Here is a 16,103-nt window from a genome sequence, read left to right as displayed (position 1 = left end):
CATTGAGTGACTTTATATTGAACTATGGCTTTTATTTAACCTCTATCCAAAGTTACATCATGTCTATTCCAAAGAAATTTTATGAGCTACAGGATATGATTTTACTGAGGACTTCACTGGAAAAAGTGAAAAGGCACGTAGAAGAACGAAAGGAAGCTACCCTGTTCAAGTGGGTGGACAGAGAACTAACGGAGTTTCACAGAAAAGGTGCGAAATTCGGTTGCGCAGAAGAAGAAAGGGAAATAGTTAATGCCATTAAAAATGAGGATTGGGGAGAATTACAGAAAAATATAGAAAAATGTTTGAATTCATTAAAGAAGGAAATAGAAAAAGTTTACAGTGACATGTCGAATTCCAACGTCAATGTATGAAAAGGAATATTCCCTTGTAATTCTGAACCATAATGTATATAGCAACGATGATTATGATTATGGCGAAAGCCTTTCTAAGAGTTCCTCTCGGCATTTTACTTGCAATCGAAGCCCCACCGTACCCTCCTGCTATCCCACCAAGGAGGTACAGTATGCTTATGACAGGTAAAACGTAACCGTACACTGAATAAATGAGGGCACTCGTTATTCCGAAAGTCCCCACTGCTATCAACGAAGTCCCTACAGCCTTTATCATGCAAATGCTAGTGCTGAACAGTAATCCTGGGACTATTAGGAATCCCCCACCAATTCCGAAATATCCAGACGCGAAGCCTACAATGAAACCAGTCGGGACAATTTTACCAATGGAAATTCTCATTAATCCCGGTCTCTCTTGTGTTACAACTTTCGCTCCGTCAGCTGACCTATTCCTCATCATCATGAGCGCTATTGCTATCATCAAGATTGCGAAAAAGAAAAGCAAGGATTGTCCTGGGGTTATGTGACTTAGGTAACTCCCGAAGGTAGCTCCAGCAACGCCAGGTATTGCGAACGTAATTCCTTCCTTCACCTTTACGTTTCCCTTTCTAAAGTGTATATAGCTGTTTATGTAAGCGTTCAGACCGACTGCTAAGGCAGTAGTTCCTAGAGCTACGTGGTCTACGAAATTCACGTACTCCTTGGCTAAGACAGGCGATGACGCGTATTGCGCAGGAATAGTGGCTAAGCCTACAAAATACAGAAGTAAAGGTACAGCTAGGATTGAACCGCCTCCTCCTATTAGACCCAGGCTAAAACCAACAAGAACTCCTGCAACGACAGCCAGAAGGTACTGTAATGGAGAAAGTATTATTTCAATCATATTAGTTCTTCTAGTTAAAACTTTAAAAAGTTTCCTTTAATCAAAATATAGGCTATTACAATTACCGCTATAACAATGGCTAAACCGTACATGTATTTGTCTATGAGATTAATAATGGACTGCCACGTGGGGGCGAAAGCTATTCCAATGTAGACCAGAACGGAATCCCACATGAGATGGCCTAGAAAAGTAAAGACTATAAAGAGTGGTAGTCTCATCTTTGCAAGACCGGCTGGGAAGGATATCAGGGCCCTAAACAGTGGCACGAATCTGAAAAGGAAAACAGACTGGGCTCCATATTTGGAGAACCAGTTGGTTAAGGCGTCCAGCTTCTCATGGGTCAATTTAAAGACGTAACCATACTTTAAGATAAATGCCCTCCCCAATTTAAGGGCAATGTAATAGTCTATTAGAGATCCGATCAAGCTTCCAACAGTACCGACCATGAGACCTAGGTAAGGATCTAGAACCCCTTTAGTGGAATAGTAACCCACTAAAGGCATTATTATTTCGCTGGGGATAGGTAGCGACATCCCCTCCAGGATCATGAGAGCGAAAATGTAAAGGTATGAAGGAGGTACTGAGATCATGGGATATCGAAACCATGTGGACACTTATTAGGTTTTCCCAAATAATCGTACAACCTCTCTATTATTTCGTCAGGCACGTTAAGGTCGAATTGGCTGGAGTAGTCGCACGCTGTAATAGGGTCAATCCCCACTTTAACTAGAAGGGACTCTATAACCCTGTGGGCTCTAACCGCCTTGGAGAGGCTTCTTTTTCCCTCATCTGTGATAAACACGTTATTGTTCTGCTTCAGGATAAGGCCCTTCTTCTCAAGGTGCTTGAGTTCTTCAAAAGCACTTGCAGGGGATACTTCTATCTCTTTCGCAATCTGTGTCAGTTTTCCTGGCTCTCCCTTATCGTTTAGCTTCTTGATGGCATTAAGGTACTCAACTTCCCTCCTGCTTATCTCCATCACTTTTAAAGTGAGATGTTAAAGTAAAAAGTCTTTGTATATGAATCCAGTTATTCAGTCCCTCTTCTACATTGGCATTATGTTGGCTCTAGCGAAGCTCATGGAAGAGGGGTTCTCTAGAATAGGTTTGATACCTTTTGTCGGCGCCATAGTGGTGGGAATAGTGTTAGGAAGAGGGGTTCTGGACTTTATTGGGATTAACAACGTTATCTCGTTCGTAACTTCCCTGGGTATAATTTTCCTCCTATTTCTAGCAGGGACGGAGGAGTTCTCCGACGAATTTAATTTAGATAGAAGAATATTAATATCATCCATTATTCAACTTGTAATACCATTTATAGCAATTTATTTCTATCTGGTTCGAATTGGTCTATCTGAACCGTTTGCAATAGTTTTCCCTTTAATAACCACCAGCGTAGGCCCAATGACCAGGCTTCTTATGGATACGGGGACGTTAACGAGTAGGTTGGGGCGGTTGATGTTCTATCAAGGGACTCTCGTTGAAATAATGTCAGTCATACTGTTTGCTATGATGTTAAAGGTTAGTTCGCCGGTAGAAATTATTAAGCAAAGCCTTGAAATTTTAGTTTTATTTATTGCCATTATATTTATAGGACCTAAATTATCCAGGATGCTGGAGACAATTGAGGGCTTCGTAAAGGTCAGGGAGGTAGAGCTCGCGTTTCTCGTATCACTGATATTGATTATAGGTTACGTAGCGGACTTATTCGGTTTCAACTCAGCAATTGCCGCCCTTTTCCTTGGCTTCCTGCTTAAGGACTACCTAAAGGACAGACCGGACCTAAAAGAAAAGGTCCGCGGATTGACTTATGGATTCTTTGAGCCTCTATTTTTTGTGAGTATAGGTCTGTATTTCGCTCCTATCAATCTATATATCGGTTCTATTGGCTTGATACTGGCTGGACTCATTTTTATGTCAAAATTTTTATCTGGATTAATCTCTTCTTTTATCATTAAAACTGACAGCCTCGCCAACGCTATTGGTATGTCCTCAAAGGGAGGAGTGGATTCGTCTCTCCTAATTTCAGCGTTGGTAGGCGGAGGGATCTCCAGTTTGCAGTACTCTTACTCAGCTTTATCCATCACTCTAGTAGCAATAATAGTGCCTATTTTATTTAAATTGAAGACGAGAGGCATTACAACTATTTATAGTAAACCTAAGTTTAACGAGAGATTAGACAAATTGTCCCAACTACCCAATCCTCTTTTTGCAGAGACCCGTAATACTCTCAGAGACATCATTAAAATGATGACGGAGAGGGGTGCTAGGGCCATAGTTATAGTGGACGAGTTCAAACGGCCAGTAGGAAACATTACAGTTCAGCAGTTATTGGAGATAGATCCTTCACTTTATGATAAGCTTAGAGCCTCAGATGTGGATCTAAATGAGACCGTAATAATGGAAAGCGATAAGAGAGTTGTTGACGCCTTAAGGCGATTCAGGGCCACAGAGACTCCAGTAATAGCCGTGGTTGATAGAGATGGCAAGCTGCTGCAGACCCTATATGAGAGGGAGCTGCTGAGGATACTGAGTAACCTTTAGCCTTTGAGCTTGGCAGAACCCAGGCTGTCTAAATATGTCTTGGTTTAGAGTCAAACAGCTAGCAATTACCATGTTGACAATGAAAGGTACGCCGAGGGCGGGATTTGAACCCGCGCGGGGTTTCCCCCAACGGCTGCCTGCAAATATTAGCAGGCCGCCGCCCTAACCTGGCTAGGCGACCTCGGCAATAGATTAATGGACGCTATTATATATAAAATTTTCATGGAAATCTCCCCGCCTCATGTATCAGGGTAAGCCGTTCTGGATCTACTCAAAGAGTTGAAAATCCAATGTTTATATTCAGTACCCTATAATCAACTTACCGTCCTTGATTGACATTGATAACGAACAATTATTATCAAATAAAATTAGTAAATAAGAAAGTTATTAATGCATTTAAAGAATCCTTGTATAATGCTTATTAATATGTTAAATCGAGTATAGGTTGATCAAAGATGACTGAACAATTGCTTCTAACCGGAAATTTAGACGAAGCGGCAAGAAAGGCAGCTCAGTGGTTGCTGAACAGGAAGCCAATAAGATCTCTGAGGGACTGGGGAGTATCCTTCTCCCTGTGGCCACCCCACTTTACCACCAGCTGTTGCGGCACCGAGTTTGGGGCCTTCGCCGCATCTAGGTTTGACGCCGAAAGGTTCGGCATGTTACCTTTCGCCTCCTCCAGGCAGTCTAACATATTAACAATCGAGGGCACGCTAACTAGGAAGATGGCCAGGGCAGCTAGGATAGTATACGACCAAATGCCTGAACCTAAGTACGTCATAGCTATGGGAGCTTGTATACTGGAGGGAGGAATTTTCTGGAACTCCTACAATACTGTTCTCCCTTCAGATGTGGGGATTCCAGTAGATCTCTACATTCCAGGATGTCCCATCAGGCCAGAGGCCATAGCTAGGGGCCTGTTGATGTTACAAAAGAAGATAAGGAGTCAGGGTGCCATAAGGACATAAACGTTGTTCACGTTAGTCCCTGTAGGTCCAGTTTTGATTATTGCCTCGAATCTCTCCAATAACTCGTAGGAGGAGTGTTCCCTGAGGGCTGTCCTAATCTCCTTCCTTGGGATCGTTATTGATTCGTCCAATACGCAACCTGCGTACTCGCTGTTTCCATCAATCCCGTCCGTAGCCAACGCAATCAACTTGAACCTTTGTTTTTTCACCCATTCTAGAAAAGATAAGCAAACTTCTCCGTTTCTCCCCCCTTTTCTAGGCTTTCCCTCAATTCTCACTTCTGGTTCCCCACCCATTAATATCGTAAATGGCCTCGAGAACGGAATGTCCCTCGTGTTCAGGATTGAAGCCATAAAGGCACCTAAGGACCTTGCGTCTCCCCTCACTTCAGACGAGAGTATGACAGGGTTGGGTACAAAACTGCTTATACCATTTAGTACTTCAGCAACGTCAAGAACTACCAAAGCATAAGAGTTGTTTAATGACTTGGGCGTCTCGCTGAGATACCTTGTTTTTATCCCTATTTCTTGAAGTATTTGATTAGCCTCTTCCATTGACGAGTTATCTGGTACAGTAGGTCCGCTACCTATGGTGGAGAGATCGTCTCCTGGCACGTCACTAACTACAAAAGTAACTATCGGTGCCTTTGACAATTGGGCTAGTCTACCTCCTTTAACCCTAGAGAGATGCTTTCTCACTATATTTATCTCTTGGATGCTAAGGCCGGATTTTACTAGTCTGTCGTTTATCTCCATATACTCCTCTAACGGCGGAATGGGATCCTCCATCAATGCAGACGCCCCACCACTAAGAAGGAAAAACACCACATCATAACTTTCCTCCGTAAGCAGTTCTACCACCCTCTTCCCTGCCCTAATGCTGTCCCTATCAGGGTTTGGATGACCAGCTTCTATTATTTCGCAGTTCCCATGCACAGGCTCTTGATTTCCCTTCGGTCTAACAACTATAGCCTGATAGTCGTTTAGCCTCTTTAGGAAAAAATTAGCCATTTTCACCGATGCTTTTCCCACAGATACGACCAACGGTTTTTTAAAGGAGTGCTGAAATCCCTGGACCTCTACCTTATCCTCCTTTAATCTTACCTTCCTCTCTAGAGCTCTCTCTGGGTCCGCCAGTTCTAGGATTTTTTCTACCAACTCCTCCATTACCGATCATAAGAAAACTCAAGGATAAAAGAAGCAAGCCGAAAATCTCTAAGGGTAGCCTGGTACCGAAGATTTCCACTATGCCCGAGTAGATGAGGGTTATGAGCGCTGAGGACAGAGAAGATACTGTAGTTACGCTACCCCAGACCCTGCCCATTATCTCATTGGGAACCCTTATCCTTAAGTCTGACCTTATTGACACTGTTTCCATGGTGCTCAGGAAACCCCTAACGAAGAGTAGTGGATATATCATTAATAATTGTAGAACGCTTATTCCTATCAGAGTGACGGAAAGGCCCAATAGGGATCCGTAAACAAACAGTCTGATTTTGTCCTCTTTAACCAGTTCCCCCGCAGCTATTGCTCCGAAAATATTACCCAAAGTGGTTAGAAAGCTAATCGTGGACAAGGAGATCTCCTGTGGGGACTGAACGAACACTACGGTATTTAACATGATAGGGGTAACTCCGAGAATGGAAAGTACTAGAGACGGAAGGAGTACGAATGATATCGGGGTCTTGGTTAACTTACTGGGTGATCTTTTCCTGACGGTAATATTTCCAATAAATAGCGACGTGGTTCCCCGCATTAAAGCTACTATGATAAGGTAAGGTACAATCCCTAGGACAGGAAAGAGGGCGCTTAGTGACGCTCCTATTAAGGATGAGACCGAGATAGCCAATGAGTTAAGTGACGTGCCTCCAACCATTTGCCGTTTTTCCAGGATGGACTGCACCAATCCGGCTGAAAGCGGTACGTTTAGAGACGATAGGGCGTTAAACACTAGAAACGATATCACCATCCATTGCGTTCCAAGGATAGGGAACAAGATTACTATGGACTGTAAAAGTCTTATCAAGACAATTGTTTTTCGTCTATCAAGTCTGTCGCTAACGTATCCTGATGGGAACCTAATTAGCGCAGAAACCAGCAAAGTTATGCCAACCACTGCAGAGTAAAAGGAAGCGGAGTTCTGTAGAAAGATATAAGCAGAAACTACACTGAACATAACACCTGAAATGTGAGAGAGTGACGTCGAGACCCAATACAACCTTAGGTTTCTATTCTCCGTGAGGATCTTTATGATTCTCATTTTTCTTCAACTCTTTGTAAAGCTGGGACGCCACTTTCCTCCCTTCCTTTGTTAAATCGTAGTATATTCCCTTAGGCTTAGTACCCATTTCCTTGGCTTTCACCTTCAGCCAGGGCTTAACGGAAGACGTTACCGACCTTTTCAGTGAACCTTGAAATCTGACTAGATAACCTATCTCTTCTAACCTTTTGCACGCCGCCTCTATCTCATCTACGTCGTACTTGGGAGCCCAACCGCTCACACCCATTAGCCTCCTAGCCATATACCAAGGATTGTCAGGTCCGTACTTGTAGATATGGGCAAGGATGAGCTTCATGAGCTCATCCATCTTAACTCACCATAACCTGCTCGGCCAGCGCCCTAGGGATGGTGAATTCTTTGTTGGATATCTTTATTTTTACTAAATCTCCTTGATTCTCTAAAACTGAGATCTTAACCCCAGGCATCAGCCCTATGGTCTCCGCGGACCTTAGAATCCACTCAACCTCTCTAATTATCATGAGAACTACGTAATCCCCTTCCTTGGCGTTAGAGAGCGGCGTCCCCTTTACTCCCTCTCTTCCAGGGATGGGATGTCCATGGGGACACGTCTTTGGGCGACCAGTAATTTGATCTATCTTGTCTAGAACGTCCTCAGGCCATATATGCTCCAATCTATGTGCAAGCTCGTGGGCTCGGATCCAGTCCAAACCGAGGACGTCTGTTAGGAGTCTTTCAGATAACCTGTGTGCCCTAATCAGCCTCACGGCGAGCTTTTTCCCGTCCTCGGTAAGCTTAATTCTCCTGGAGCTCCTATCTATGAAACCTAAAGATTCGAGTCTGTCAAGTGCCTTACTTATGGTACCAGGAGAGATCGAGAATATTTCTATAAGATCAACAACCTTAGCGACTCCCTTACTCTCCTCCAGTTCATAAATTTCCTTAAGGTAATTTTCTAGAGGTTCAGATAACTCTGCCATAGTAACAATACTTAAGTTCTAATCTTAGTCTTTATACTTTCTATAAGCCTAGTCACGGACTCCTCCTTGGCGAAGACCTCAATGTAAGCGTTGAACTTCCCCATCATTCCCTGCTCCTTTAGAAAGGCCTTCACGTTAGATATAACCTCATCAACCGCGGCTGAAATGTGATCGTGAAGCCCTGTTTTGGACAACGAGTCAGGCACTTCTAAACTATCAACCTTTACAACAGCGTAGAACTTCCTACTCTCTCCCGCCATAGATATCGCCAAAATTATTGTTTAAGCTCGACGGTAAAAAGATTGAGGTACGAAAATCGAAATGACAAAAGTATTTAAGGATGATAATAAAAAATTACTCTATGTTTAAGGTTATTTTTAGGGTGGCTAGCGAAAGGAAGGACGCGTCTGGCCTAGGGGATCTACGAAGGGCAGGATTTATCCCCTACATGAGTAAAAGGATCAATAACGAGGAGATTTATGCCACCCTGTACAGATCCGACGATATTGAAGAGTTGAAAGAGTCCATAACTGAAGCTGCCTATTTCCTGAAGAAGAACGGTAGAAGTGGTAGCACCAACTTCGCCACTGTGTTTAAGGTAAATAACGGATATGTTGGTAAGGGTGTAGGCGGTGTGTTAGGAGCTTCCTTGGGTTTAAAATTGGCCGGTATTCCGGGTTTATTCCTAGGTGCCCTGGGAGGTCTCCTCCTAGGAGAGCTATTTGACATAGAGTTAAATGAGAGTTACGTAGGTGTATACTCATGGCCAATGTCGATACAACAGTGAAAAAAAGGTTAGTCAGCATTCTTATAGGTTCCTTAATGTTCTTTTCCTCTGTATATCTCATAGATAAGGTTCCTTTTAATTTATTTCAGATGATAGCCACCTTTAATCCATATATACTCTATTACGTGGGAGTAATTCTAGGAGCTGAGAGAATAATATTTGGGGTAACGAACAACAAGAGGCTCTACTACTTATTAATGGGAGAAGGAGATCTAGCTGCTTACGTAGTATTTAGTATGTTCTTTTTCGGAATATTTATGGGGCTTTACATAGGGATATACGCCCTATTTCTTCAGGGATTGTTGGTAAAGCTAGCTGAGGTGGCAAACGGAGTTTCTTACGTGCTGTTTGCTGTAGCTCTTTGGGCGTTGCCTTGAAAAAGTCTCACGTGGTAAAGCGAAGCTAAGTTGCGGTAAGGACCCTCAAATTTTCGGCCTCCTGAAGTGTCTTCTATGCCTTATATTTCGTTTCCAAGGCCAGCGGAGTTTTAGGGAAGGAAGATCTCCATTAAGAGCAGTAAAAGTCTAAGAGTAATGATTTCACTTATTGAAAAAGGAATGACAAAGCCCGCCTTAAGAGGTTGGATAAGGCCAGATAGTTCTACTGTTTCTGACACTTAAAAATAGTCCAAGGACCCATATGGCTTGAACCGTAAATCCTTAGGTTCAAATTCTCCAGGCTTCCGATATAAAATGATTCAGCCTTTAACTCTAACTTCCACCATTTCGATAGTAAATTCGCCACCGATCCCCTACTTGTTAAGACACCTATGCTACATTTTCCTCCTCTCCTAAGAACTCTAGAGATCTCAGAGAGGGCCTTTGAAGGCTCATCTAGCATATGGATAACGAAAATTGATGAGACACCTGAGAAGCTCTCGTCAGGAAAGGGTAGGGCCTTAGCGTCACCTCTAACAGAAATCACGTTAGGTCTTTTGGCCTTAAGTATTTTGAGGAATTTTCTAGATATGTCGAGGCCATAGCATTCCCGGCAATCTACATAGTCAAATATCTTCCCTGGTCCCGTCCCTACATCTAGGAATTCCCTGGCGTTAGCGTAGTGTGCCGCGTCTTTCAACATTTTTGAGTAGGATGACCTCCCAGTTATTAGAAATCCCAACGGGGCCCAAACACCTTCGTAAAGGGGGGCGACCTTTTCCAGCACATCATTGTTCTTAGGTTCATATCCCAGAAAATCGTACACTCCGTCATCGAACTTGAATTGATGGTTCCTCGGACATTTCAGATCCTTATCAAGGGGTAATCTGTCTAAAGGGCAAACGAAATTTACCATATCAGATTTTCATACTATACATATAAATATGTTTAATAAGATCTTTGAAAGTGATAATATATAAGCCCTCCTTATCGGGTACAACTAGGCTTCCGACCCCTCTTTTGAGCATTAAATCCACACCTTCCCTCAACGTCATTTCCTTGTCTCCCTTAACAATGAAGGGGATCATGACCTGTTTAGCCTCTTCCTGGAGGTTTAGTTTATCTGAAAACCTGTAAACTATGTCTCTAGATGAAAGCATTCCCACTGGTTCATCATCTACCACTGGTAAATGCCTTATTGAGTTCCTTACCATAATTTCAGCTGCGGTTGAAACTCTTGTGAAGCCTTCTATGGTCAAAGCTTTTACCCCTAAAGAGTAGATCTTCTCTTCATTGTTCCACTGATAATCCCTCACAACGTCCTTTTCGGTAATTATCTTCCCGTAGTGAATTACAGAGTCTACAGATCCAGTTATCATACTCCTGGATATCTCAAAGGGGTCGTTGCTCCGAACTGTTATTATCTTCTTCAGTTTAACGTCCCTAAGCCTCTCCTCAACGGATCTCTCTAGGATCTCCCTTAGGGCTTCGTCGACGGTAAAGATGCCGTAGAGCTTACTTTCACAGGTTACTACAATTCTCCTTACGTTATTTCTCTTCATAAAGAAAATGGTATCTAGAACTGTAGAGGAACAATCAAGGGAAATGATATCGGAACCGTTAATCATCGATAACTCTAACCTCTTTTAATCCCCACTTCTTCATAAGGTTATATAATAGCATCTTGGCAATTTTATTATTGTGTTCAGGGAAGGTCTTCAACTTAGGCTCATTACTACACAAGGAGGCCTCCTTAATTATATCGTTGGCTATCTTGACAGCTTCCGATGGGTTTGTGATTAGGTACCTCTTGCCTAAATTTATGTCCTCAAAACCCTCAATTAAAATGACATCCGCTGGCAAATAATTCACGTAACTTAAGTCGTCGCATCCCCAGAAAAGGGCGCAATCATTGCTGTGAAGAACCGTTACATCTGAACCTGAACTCATATATCTAGCTGTGTCCTTATTTTCTGGATTTATTATGTGGTGAGTATGTTTTACAGTAGCCACTACGAGTCCCCTTTCCTTTAGGGCGGAAATAACTTTCTCCAGGACAAGGGTTTTGCCACTGTCCTTCTTTCCAAGTATCTGAAAAGTGCAATTCATATAAACTACAGGGAAAGAAAAGTTATGAATGCTTGTTCCAATCGAGGAAGCCAGATCTCTCATAGAGAAGATGCCCTTTCAGGCAGCTAGGGTGACCGAGTTAACTCCATATCAAGCAATAGGTAAAGTCGTTGCTGAGGATGTGCGTGCCATTGTTGATACTCCTAGCCGTGATGTGTCAGCAATGGATGGGTATGCGTTTAGGTATGACGATTTGCTCAAGTACGGGGCATTGAGGATAGTAGGTGAGCTGTTCCCAAAGTCTGTCAGTCCGCCTAGCCTCAATGAGGGGGAGGCATACTATGTAACCACCGGTTCTCCCATCCCGCTTGGCGCAGATACCGTGGCCAGAGTGGAGTACACTAAGGTCGAGAACGGACTCCTCAGGGTTAACGGCCCTATCTCAAGAGGGAAGGATGTACGGAAAAGGGGAGAAGATGTGAAAAGCGGAGACCTACTGATAGCGAGGGGGACTTTCCTAACCCCGTACCATATCCCCATTCTGGAGCAGCAGAAAATTAAGAGTTTAAAGGTGTTTGACGTTAACTTCTGTGTATTTGGGAACGGAGATGAAATACTCCCTTGGGGTGAGACCGGGGAGGGCATCCCAGACTCAATATCTCCCTTCTTCCTCAAACTTTTAGAAAGGTTTGGTAAGGTCAAATATCAAGGTGTAGCAAGGGACAGCTTGGACGACGTGAAAAAACTTCTCTCAAAGTGCCTGGTTTACGATTATGTTATATCAATAGGTGGATCATCGGTAGGGGAGAAGGATTTCGTAAAGAGGGCCACGTCAGAAATGGGACATCTGATCTTCGAAGGCGTATCTACTAACGTGATAAAAAGGGGGGGATTGGGAGAGATCTTCGGGAAACCTGTGTTGATCCTACCGGGGCAGATCATATCAGCCATAACAGTTTTTCACGAGCATGGTCTTCACGTCCTCTCTAGGATGACTGGGGTAGAGCTCAGGGAGTACGTCCGTGCCAAATTGGGCTTTCGAATAGACGTGGACCATAAAATGGACAGCGTTTATCTGGTAAAACTAGACGGTGGTGACGCTTATCCTCTGCGATGGGGTGTGGGCTTATACAGTGAGCTCGGAAAAGCATCTGGGTTTACCATACTTAAGAGGGGATTAACTTACAAACAGGGTGATGAAGTGATTGTCCAGAGATTTATTTGATGTAATAGTGTTGGCAGGCGGCAGCTCCTCAAGGTTCGGTGCTGATAAGTGTGACTTCGAGATTGACGGTCAAACAATGCTAGACAGAGTGACCTCCAATTTCCTCAATCCTATCATAGTGACTAGTAAGGAGAGGCGCGTCAGTAAGGGTGTGCAGATCTTAGACCCGGATAGGAGAGGCCCACTGGCAGGTGTGGCAAAGGCGATCCAGTTCTTGGAAAAACCTAAAGTTTTCATTACAGGATGCGATTTTCCGTTTCTTAAGCGCTCGCTAGTTGAGCTAATCTGTTCCAAACCAGAGCTAGTTTCCACTACTATAACATGTGGGAAAATCCAACCCCTCTTATCATGCTACTCCACGCAATTTCTAGTCTCGCGTTTAAGGAGCTCCCCTAGCCTTACGGACGTGGTTTACTCTTCCCCGAGCGTTTACGTTGTGGGAACTAGGGAAATCGGTATGGTTGATCCTAGTCTCAAGTCTCTTATTAACGTGAACAGGATAACTGACCTTTATTCTCAACGTTCAAAGCTCTTCTGGCACTCTAGTATATTAAGTAATACTAAAAGTTTTTTTGTTCTCTAGCTAAAGAACAAGATTGCTTGATGAATTGATACCTTAAATTTTGTCAATCTATACCTAGAGAAAATTAAAATATAATCAGGTTGTAATGGTGAAGAATACTAGATTATTTCAGAAAAGAAGGTATCGATTTTAATCAGGATCTAAAATTTTCCAACCAAATTTACGATACTATTTAGCCTTGAGTATATGAATAATCTTTAAAATACTTTACTAGAGACTATTAAATTAGATCCCTAATGGCAAAGGGAAAGGGAAAGAAGGAGCAAGGTCAACAGGGACAGGCTGGAGCCGAACAGAAAAAGAAATGATACACTGAACATCTTAATAAACCTCAAAGTTAATCTTTTTTTATAAATGACTTTTATCAAAACAAAACCTGCCCTTAGAGCCGCGAGGAGGTCAGATGAGTCGTAAGCTATGTTCTCTCTTCTCAGGAGGGAAGGATAGTACGTATGCCATACATTGGGCCTTGTTGCACGGTTTCAAAATGGAGTGCCTTATAACCATTTTACCGGGACGTAGGGACTCATGGATGTTCCAGTACCAGAACGTGAGGTTTACAAAGTATCAGGCTCAGGTCCTTAACATACCTCAAATTTTCGTGGAGTCCTCGGGTGAAAGGGATAAGGAGCTCCAAGATTTAAGGATGGCGCTACGAGAAGGAAGAGACCTGGGAGCTGAGGGAATACTCACCGGTGCCCTACTCTCTGACTACCAAAGGATGAACATTAATCTCATAGCCCACGATCTGGGCCTCAAGACCTATTCCCCCCTTTGGAGAAAGGATCAGGAGAGGTACATGCGAGAGTTAATCCGTTACGGCTTTGAGTTCATCATCACGTCTGCTTCTGCCTACGGTTTTCCGTTTGAACTTGTCGGTAAAGTGGTCACTCAAACTGATGTCGAGAAGATCATCTCAAGGGCTAAGGCTTTTGGTTTCAACCCGGCGTTTGAAGGTGGTGAGGCAGAGACTTTCGTGGTATCTGCACCTCTATTCCAAAGAAGATTAAATGTAGAGGGTGAAATTCATAGGTTAGGTGAATTTGAGTGGGAGTACAGAATAACCCGTATACTTTAAAGCGTTGTGCGTTCGTTCTGGACTCAAGTGGTATAAAGGAGAACGTAAATGTTGTCGTGGAAAGGGGTCTGATAAGGGAAGTGGGAAATAACGAAGACGGCGATGAAGTGGACTGCAGAAATTACGTCCTATTACCTGGTTTAGTAAACTCGCACACTCACGCTTCAATGATTTTCCTTAGGGGCTTCTTCGATGACGGGGAGTTGATGCAATGGTTAGGGGAAATGTGGAGGGAGGAGGAAAAGGTATCTGGAGAGGTAATGAGGATAAGCTCAGAGCTAGCTGTCCTGGAAATGCTTTCCTCAGGTACAACAGCGTTCATCGATATGTACTTTAACCCAGAAGATATCAGGGAGCTGTCCACCAAATACGGAATAAGGAGCATGGCCGGTCCCATTCTCATGAACCATAAATCTGCAGATGAGGTCGTGAAGCAGATGAGGAGTCTAGGTTCAACTCCCCTCTTCTCGCCCTTATTAAATGTCCATAGCCTATACGCAACAGATCTAAAGACTATCAGAGAGCTGAGGGATGCCTTGCGAGGAGACGAGCATCTGCATATTCACCTATCGGAGACTAGAGATGAGGTCTTTCAGATAAAGAGAGAACACGGTTTATTTCCTGTAGAAGTGATCTGGAAAGAGGGACTTATACCCTATGTACACGGCGTGCATCTAGGTTGGGTTACCTCATGGGAATTGAATTATTTAGTCAATTCTAGAGGAGTTACGCATTGCCCTACTTCTAACATGAAACTAGCAACTGGTGGGGCATTTCCCATGCGAGAGGCACTAGATCTTGGGGTAAACGTTACTCTCGGGACTGATGGTGCGGCGAGCAACAATTCCCTCAACATGTTCATTGAAATGAAGAACGCGGTTCTATTGCAGAGGCATAACTACTGGACAACAAGAATATCAGCAAAGGACGTGTTCAAAGCCGCAACGGTTAACGGTTACAAGCTCTTGGGTAAAAAGGGGGGAATGATAGAACCCGGATATGTGGCAGATTTTATCCTAGTAAACAAGAATAGCTTGTATCCCCTAAAGGCTGATAGGGTACTATCACATCTCATTTATAATTCTGACAGGGTTGATGTGGAAAAAGTCATTATAGATGGAAAAATCGTTTTCGAAAAAGGGCTCTTCACAGAAACTGCCAGAAAGCTAGCTGAAAGGTTAAGCCTTTATCTCTAAGGGCTTAAACTCCTTATTCACTAGGTCAGCCATCTTATCAGTGCAGTCCTTAATATCGGTCAGCATCTTGCCCTTTAGCTCATTGTAATCCTTAGCCTTATATAGGTATCTGGGTCTTCCTGCCTTATTACCTGGCTCCTTAATTCTCATGACTAGATTCATTTCCAAAAGCTTGTTCAAGCTTCGGTTTATAGACGCTTTGGACAGCTTTAGCTCGGTTTCAAGCTCTTCCGTACCTCTGGCATCTCCTCTCATCAGTCCCATTAGAACCTGGACGTCGGTCTCCGAGAGCCCGTAACAAAAGGAAAGTATATCTACTAGCCCTGCATCTTTTCCTGATGGTAGTTTTATTCTAGTTCCACTTATCTGACTTTGAGACATTATAACCACAAATAAAGAATGTAATAACGAGCTATATATATTTTTTCCTTATAGCATAAGGATATCATTTCAACAACACGAAAACGGAAAAGGTTTATACAAAATCCCTTCTCTTAGAAGATAATATATTAATGTGAATTCTTCCATTAGACACCAATTTCTCACTTAAACCCTTCATATCATTTAATTACACACTTAGAAAAGATTTATATACTCCGCCTCTAATTAGGTAACTTAGTGACCTAAATGGAAGTAGAGGAGATAGTTAAAGTAAGTAGAAACTATCAAGTGACTATCCCGGCTAAGATAAGGCAGAAGTTCCAGATAAAGGAAGGAGACTTAGTTAAAGTGATTTACGACGAAAAAGAGAACGCTGTAAAGATATCCGTAATGAGCGAGCCCTGGAAGTAATTTTTATTTAGTGTGTCTTTTTTCCTTTGTTTC

General features: G+C 43.0%; 22 protein-coding genes and 1 tRNA gene. 10 read left to right on the top strand and 13 right to left on the bottom strand.

Annotated features, from left to right (window positions below):
- The first annotated feature begins 59 nt into the window (after positions 1 to 59).
- Positions 60 to 371 (top strand): hypothetical protein, encoded by a 312-nt coding sequence (locus GWK48_RS04035; RefSeq protein ID WP_174629853.1) that lies wholly within the window; start codon positions 60 to 62, stop codon positions 369 to 371.
- Here the strand turns inward: GWK48_RS04035 and GWK48_RS04030 are convergent.
- From GWK48_RS04030 to GWK48_RS04020, 3 genes are read right to left on the bottom strand one after another with little or no spacing between them, the layout of a single operon-like run.
- Positions 361 to 1,233 (bottom strand): sulfite exporter TauE/SafE family protein, encoded by an 873-nt coding sequence (locus GWK48_RS04030; RefSeq protein ID WP_174629851.1) that lies wholly within the window; start codon positions 1,231 to 1,233, stop codon positions 361 to 363. The two genes, GWK48_RS04035 and GWK48_RS04030, sit on opposite strands and share 11 nt — an antisense overlap.
- Positions 1,234 to 1,247: 14 nt before the next feature.
- A complete protein-coding gene (locus GWK48_RS04025; protein ID WP_174629849.1) occupies positions 1,248 to 1,823 on the bottom strand; it encodes a DedA family protein in 576 nt (191 codons plus the stop codon).
- Positions 1,820 to 2,212 (bottom strand): metal-dependent transcriptional regulator, encoded by a 393-nt coding sequence (locus GWK48_RS04020; RefSeq protein ID WP_174629847.1) that lies wholly within the window; start codon positions 2,210 to 2,212, stop codon positions 1,820 to 1,822. The genes GWK48_RS04025 and GWK48_RS04020 overlap by 4 nt, the downstream gene beginning before the upstream one ends.
- Positions 2,213 to 2,252: 40 nt before the next feature.
- On the opposite strand from GWK48_RS04020, the gene GWK48_RS04015 reads away from it, so the two are divergent.
- A complete protein-coding gene (locus tag GWK48_RS04015; protein WP_174632527.1) occupies positions 2,253 to 3,776 on the top strand; it encodes a cation:proton antiporter domain-containing protein in 1,524 nt (507 codons plus the stop codon).
- 89 nt (positions 3,777 to 3,865) lie between these two features.
- On the opposite strand, the gene GWK48_RS04010 is transcribed toward GWK48_RS04015, so the two are convergent.
- Positions 3,866 to 3,962: transfer RNA gene (locus GWK48_RS04010), tRNA-Ser, on the bottom strand.
- A gap of 269 nt (positions 3,963 to 4,231) precedes the next feature.
- Here GWK48_RS04010 and GWK48_RS04005 point away from each other — a divergent pair.
- Entirely contained in the window at positions 4,232 to 4,744 is a 513-nt protein-coding gene (locus GWK48_RS04005) for an NADH-quinone oxidoreductase subunit B (RefSeq protein WP_174629846.1), read from the top strand.
- Here the strand turns inward: GWK48_RS04005 and GWK48_RS04000 are convergent.
- From GWK48_RS04000 to GWK48_RS03980, 5 genes are read right to left on the bottom strand one after another with little or no spacing between them, the layout of a single operon-like run.
- Positions 4,723 to 5,910, bottom strand: coding sequence for a glycerate 2-kinase (locus GWK48_RS04000; protein WP_174629845.1), 1,188 nt, complete (start codon positions 5,908 to 5,910; stop codon positions 4,723 to 4,725). The genes GWK48_RS04005 and GWK48_RS04000 overlap by 22 nt on opposite strands.
- Positions 5,828 to 7,003 carry an MFS transporter gene (locus tag GWK48_RS03995; protein WP_174629843.1) on the bottom strand — a complete coding sequence of 392 codons (1,176 nt, stop codon included), beginning with the start codon at positions 7,001 to 7,003 and terminating at the stop codon, positions 5,828 to 5,830. The genes GWK48_RS04000 and GWK48_RS03995 overlap by 83 nt, the downstream gene beginning before the upstream one ends.
- Positions 6,972 to 7,331, bottom strand: coding sequence for a hypothetical protein (locus tag GWK48_RS03990; protein WP_174629841.1), 360 nt, complete (start codon positions 7,329 to 7,331; stop codon positions 6,972 to 6,974). The genes GWK48_RS03995 and GWK48_RS03990 overlap by 32 nt, the downstream gene beginning before the upstream one ends.
- 1 nt (position 7,332) lies before the next feature.
- The gene (locus GWK48_RS03985) at positions 7,333 to 7,962 is read right to left on the bottom strand and encodes a metal-dependent transcriptional regulator (protein ID WP_174629839.1); all 630 of its coding nucleotides are present in this window, start codon (positions 7,960 to 7,962) and stop codon (positions 7,333 to 7,335) included.
- An 11-nt stretch (positions 7,963 to 7,973) separates the two neighbouring features.
- On the bottom strand, positions 7,974 to 8,222 hold the full coding sequence (locus GWK48_RS03980; protein WP_174632525.1) for a hypothetical protein: 249 nt from the start codon (positions 8,220 to 8,222) through the stop codon (positions 7,974 to 7,976).
- 101 nt (positions 8,223 to 8,323) lie between these two features.
- Here GWK48_RS03980 and GWK48_RS03975 point away from each other — a divergent pair, with 101 nt between their 5' ends.
- Positions 8,324 to 8,749: a hypothetical protein gene (locus tag GWK48_RS03975; RefSeq protein WP_174629837.1), complete on the top strand. Its 426-nt coding sequence runs from the start codon at positions 8,324 to 8,326 to the stop codon at positions 8,747 to 8,749.
- On the top strand, positions 8,725 to 9,126 hold the full coding sequence (locus GWK48_RS03970) for a hypothetical protein (RefSeq protein WP_174629835.1): 402 nt from the start codon (positions 8,725 to 8,727) through the stop codon (positions 9,124 to 9,126). Before GWK48_RS03975 ends, GWK48_RS03970 begins: the two co-directional genes overlap by 25 nt.
- Positions 9,127 to 9,349: 223 nt before the next feature.
- Here GWK48_RS03970 and GWK48_RS03965 read toward each other — a convergent pair whose 3' ends face one another.
- From GWK48_RS03965 to mobB, 3 genes are read right to left on the bottom strand one after another with little or no spacing between them, the layout of a single operon-like run.
- Complete coding sequence (locus GWK48_RS03965) at positions 9,350 to 10,042, bottom strand: class I SAM-dependent methyltransferase (RefSeq protein WP_174629833.1); 693 nt, start codon at positions 10,040 to 10,042, stop codon at positions 9,350 to 9,352.
- A 1-nt stretch (position 10,043) separates the two neighbouring features.
- Entirely contained in the window at positions 10,044 to 10,754 is a 711-nt protein-coding gene (locus GWK48_RS03960) for a CBS domain-containing protein (protein WP_174629832.1), read from the bottom strand.
- Positions 10,747 to 11,235 (bottom strand): molybdopterin-guanine dinucleotide biosynthesis protein B, encoded by a 489-nt coding sequence (mobB, locus tag GWK48_RS03955; RefSeq protein WP_174629822.1) that lies wholly within the window; start codon positions 11,233 to 11,235, stop codon positions 10,747 to 10,749. Before mobB ends, GWK48_RS03960 begins: the two co-directional genes overlap by 8 nt.
- Positions 11,236 to 11,263: 28 nt before the next feature.
- On the opposite strand from mobB, the gene GWK48_RS03950 reads away from it, so the two are divergent.
- The 4 genes from GWK48_RS03950 (at position 11,264) to GWK48_RS03935 (ending at position 15,278) form a co-directional block, all read left to right on the top strand.
- Positions 11,264 to 12,421, top strand: coding sequence for a molybdopterin molybdotransferase MoeA (locus tag GWK48_RS03950; protein ID WP_174629821.1), 1,158 nt, complete (start codon positions 11,264 to 11,266; stop codon positions 12,419 to 12,421).
- On the top strand, positions 12,402 to 13,004 hold the full coding sequence (mobA, locus tag GWK48_RS03945; protein WP_174629819.1) for a molybdenum cofactor guanylyltransferase: 603 nt from the start codon (positions 12,402 to 12,404) through the stop codon (positions 13,002 to 13,004). Before GWK48_RS03950 ends, mobA begins: the two co-directional genes overlap by 20 nt.
- 403 nt (positions 13,005 to 13,407) lie before the next feature.
- Positions 13,408 to 14,082 (top strand): diphthine--ammonia ligase, encoded by a 675-nt coding sequence (locus GWK48_RS03940; RefSeq protein ID WP_174629817.1) that lies wholly within the window; start codon positions 13,408 to 13,410, stop codon positions 14,080 to 14,082.
- Positions 14,052 to 15,278, top strand: coding sequence for an amidohydrolase (locus GWK48_RS03935; RefSeq protein WP_174629815.1), 1,227 nt, complete (start codon positions 14,052 to 14,054; stop codon positions 15,276 to 15,278). The genes GWK48_RS03940 and GWK48_RS03935 overlap by 31 nt, the downstream gene beginning before the upstream one ends.
- Here GWK48_RS03935 and lrs14 read toward each other — a convergent pair.
- Positions 15,261 to 15,659, bottom strand: a complete 399-nt coding sequence (gene lrs14, locus GWK48_RS03930; protein ID WP_174629813.1) for an Lrs14 family HTH-type transcriptional regulator — start codon at positions 15,657 to 15,659, stop codon at positions 15,261 to 15,263. The two genes, GWK48_RS03935 and lrs14, sit on opposite strands and share 18 nt — an antisense overlap.
- Positions 15,660 to 15,905: 246 nt before the next feature.
- On the opposite strand from lrs14, the gene GWK48_RS03925 reads away from it, so the two are divergent.
- On the top strand, positions 15,906 to 16,070 hold the full coding sequence (locus tag GWK48_RS03925; RefSeq protein ID WP_174629811.1) for an AbrB/MazE/SpoVT family DNA-binding domain-containing protein: 165 nt from the start codon (positions 15,906 to 15,908) through the stop codon (positions 16,068 to 16,070).
- Positions 16,071 to 16,103: the final 33 nt, after the last annotated feature.

Origin of the sequence: Metallosphaera tengchongensis, from assembly GCF_013343295.1 — an archaeon.
GTDB lineage: Archaea > Thermoproteota > Thermoprotei_A > Sulfolobales > Sulfolobaceae > Metallosphaera > Metallosphaera tengchongensis.
The sequence above is the reverse complement of the archived record's forward strand: the minus strand, read 5'-3'. Positions and strand labels throughout refer to the sequence as shown.

Bases quoted from the DNA above. Each gene is read 5' to 3' on its own strand.
- GWK48_RS03990 (WP_174629841.1), bottom strand. From the start codon at position 7,331: ATGGATGAGCTCATGAAGCTCATCCTTGCCCATATCTACAAGTACGGA.
- lrs14 (WP_174629813.1), bottom strand. From the start codon at position 15,659: ATGTCTCAAAGTCAGATAAGTGGAACTAGAATAAAACTACCATCAGGA.
- GWK48_RS03925 (WP_174629811.1), top strand. From the start codon at position 15,906: ATGGAAGTAGAGGAGATAGTTAAAGTAAGTAGAAACTATCAAGTGACT.
- GWK48_RS03940 (WP_174629817.1), top strand. From the start codon at position 13,408: ATGAGTCGTAAGCTATGTTCTCTCTTCTCAGGAGGGAAGGATAGTACG.
- GWK48_RS04015 (WP_174632527.1), top strand. From the start codon at position 2,253: ATGAATCCAGTTATTCAGTCCCTCTTCTACATTGGCATTATGTTGGCT.
- GWK48_RS04005 (WP_174629846.1), top strand. From the start codon at position 4,232: ATGACTGAACAATTGCTTCTAACCGGAAATTTAGACGAAGCGGCAAGA.
- GWK48_RS04000 (WP_174629845.1), bottom strand. From the start codon at position 5,910: ATGGAGGAGTTGGTAGAAAAAATCCTAGAACTGGCGGACCCAGAGAGA.
- GWK48_RS03970 (WP_174629835.1), top strand. From the start codon at position 8,725: ATGGCCAATGTCGATACAACAGTGAAAAAAAGGTTAGTCAGCATTCTT.
- GWK48_RS03980 (WP_174632525.1), bottom strand. From the start codon at position 8,222: ATGGCGGGAGAGAGTAGGAAGTTCTACGCTGTTGTAAAGGTTGATAGT.
- GWK48_RS03995 (WP_174629843.1), bottom strand. From the start codon at position 7,003: ATGAGAATCATAAAGATCCTCACGGAGAATAGAAACCTAAGGTTGTAT.
- GWK48_RS04030 (WP_174629851.1), bottom strand. From the start codon at position 1,233: ATGATTGAAATAATACTTTCTCCATTACAGTACCTTCTGGCTGTCGTT.
- GWK48_RS03965 (WP_174629833.1), bottom strand. From the start codon at position 10,042: ATGGTAAATTTCGTTTGCCCTTTAGACAGATTACCCCTTGATAAGGAT.
- GWK48_RS03985 (WP_174629839.1), bottom strand. From the start codon at position 7,962: ATGGCAGAGTTATCTGAACCTCTAGAAAATTACCTTAAGGAAATTTAT.
- GWK48_RS04025 (WP_174629849.1), bottom strand. From the start codon at position 1,823: ATGATCTCAGTACCTCCTTCATACCTTTACATTTTCGCTCTCATGATC.
- GWK48_RS04035 (WP_174629853.1), top strand. From the start codon at position 60: ATGTCTATTCCAAAGAAATTTTATGAGCTACAGGATATGATTTTACTG.
- GWK48_RS03975 (WP_174629837.1), top strand. From the start codon at position 8,324: ATGTTTAAGGTTATTTTTAGGGTGGCTAGCGAAAGGAAGGACGCGTCT.
- GWK48_RS03950 (WP_174629821.1), top strand. From the start codon at position 11,264: ATGCTTGTTCCAATCGAGGAAGCCAGATCTCTCATAGAGAAGATGCCC.
- mobB (WP_174629822.1), bottom strand. From the start codon at position 11,235: ATGAATTGCACTTTTCAGATACTTGGAAAGAAGGACAGTGGCAAAACC.
- GWK48_RS03960 (WP_174629832.1), bottom strand. From the start codon at position 10,754: ATGATTAACGGTTCCGATATCATTTCCCTTGATTGTTCCTCTACAGTT.
- GWK48_RS04020 (WP_174629847.1), bottom strand. From the start codon at position 2,212: ATGGAGATAAGCAGGAGGGAAGTTGAGTACCTTAATGCCATCAAGAAG.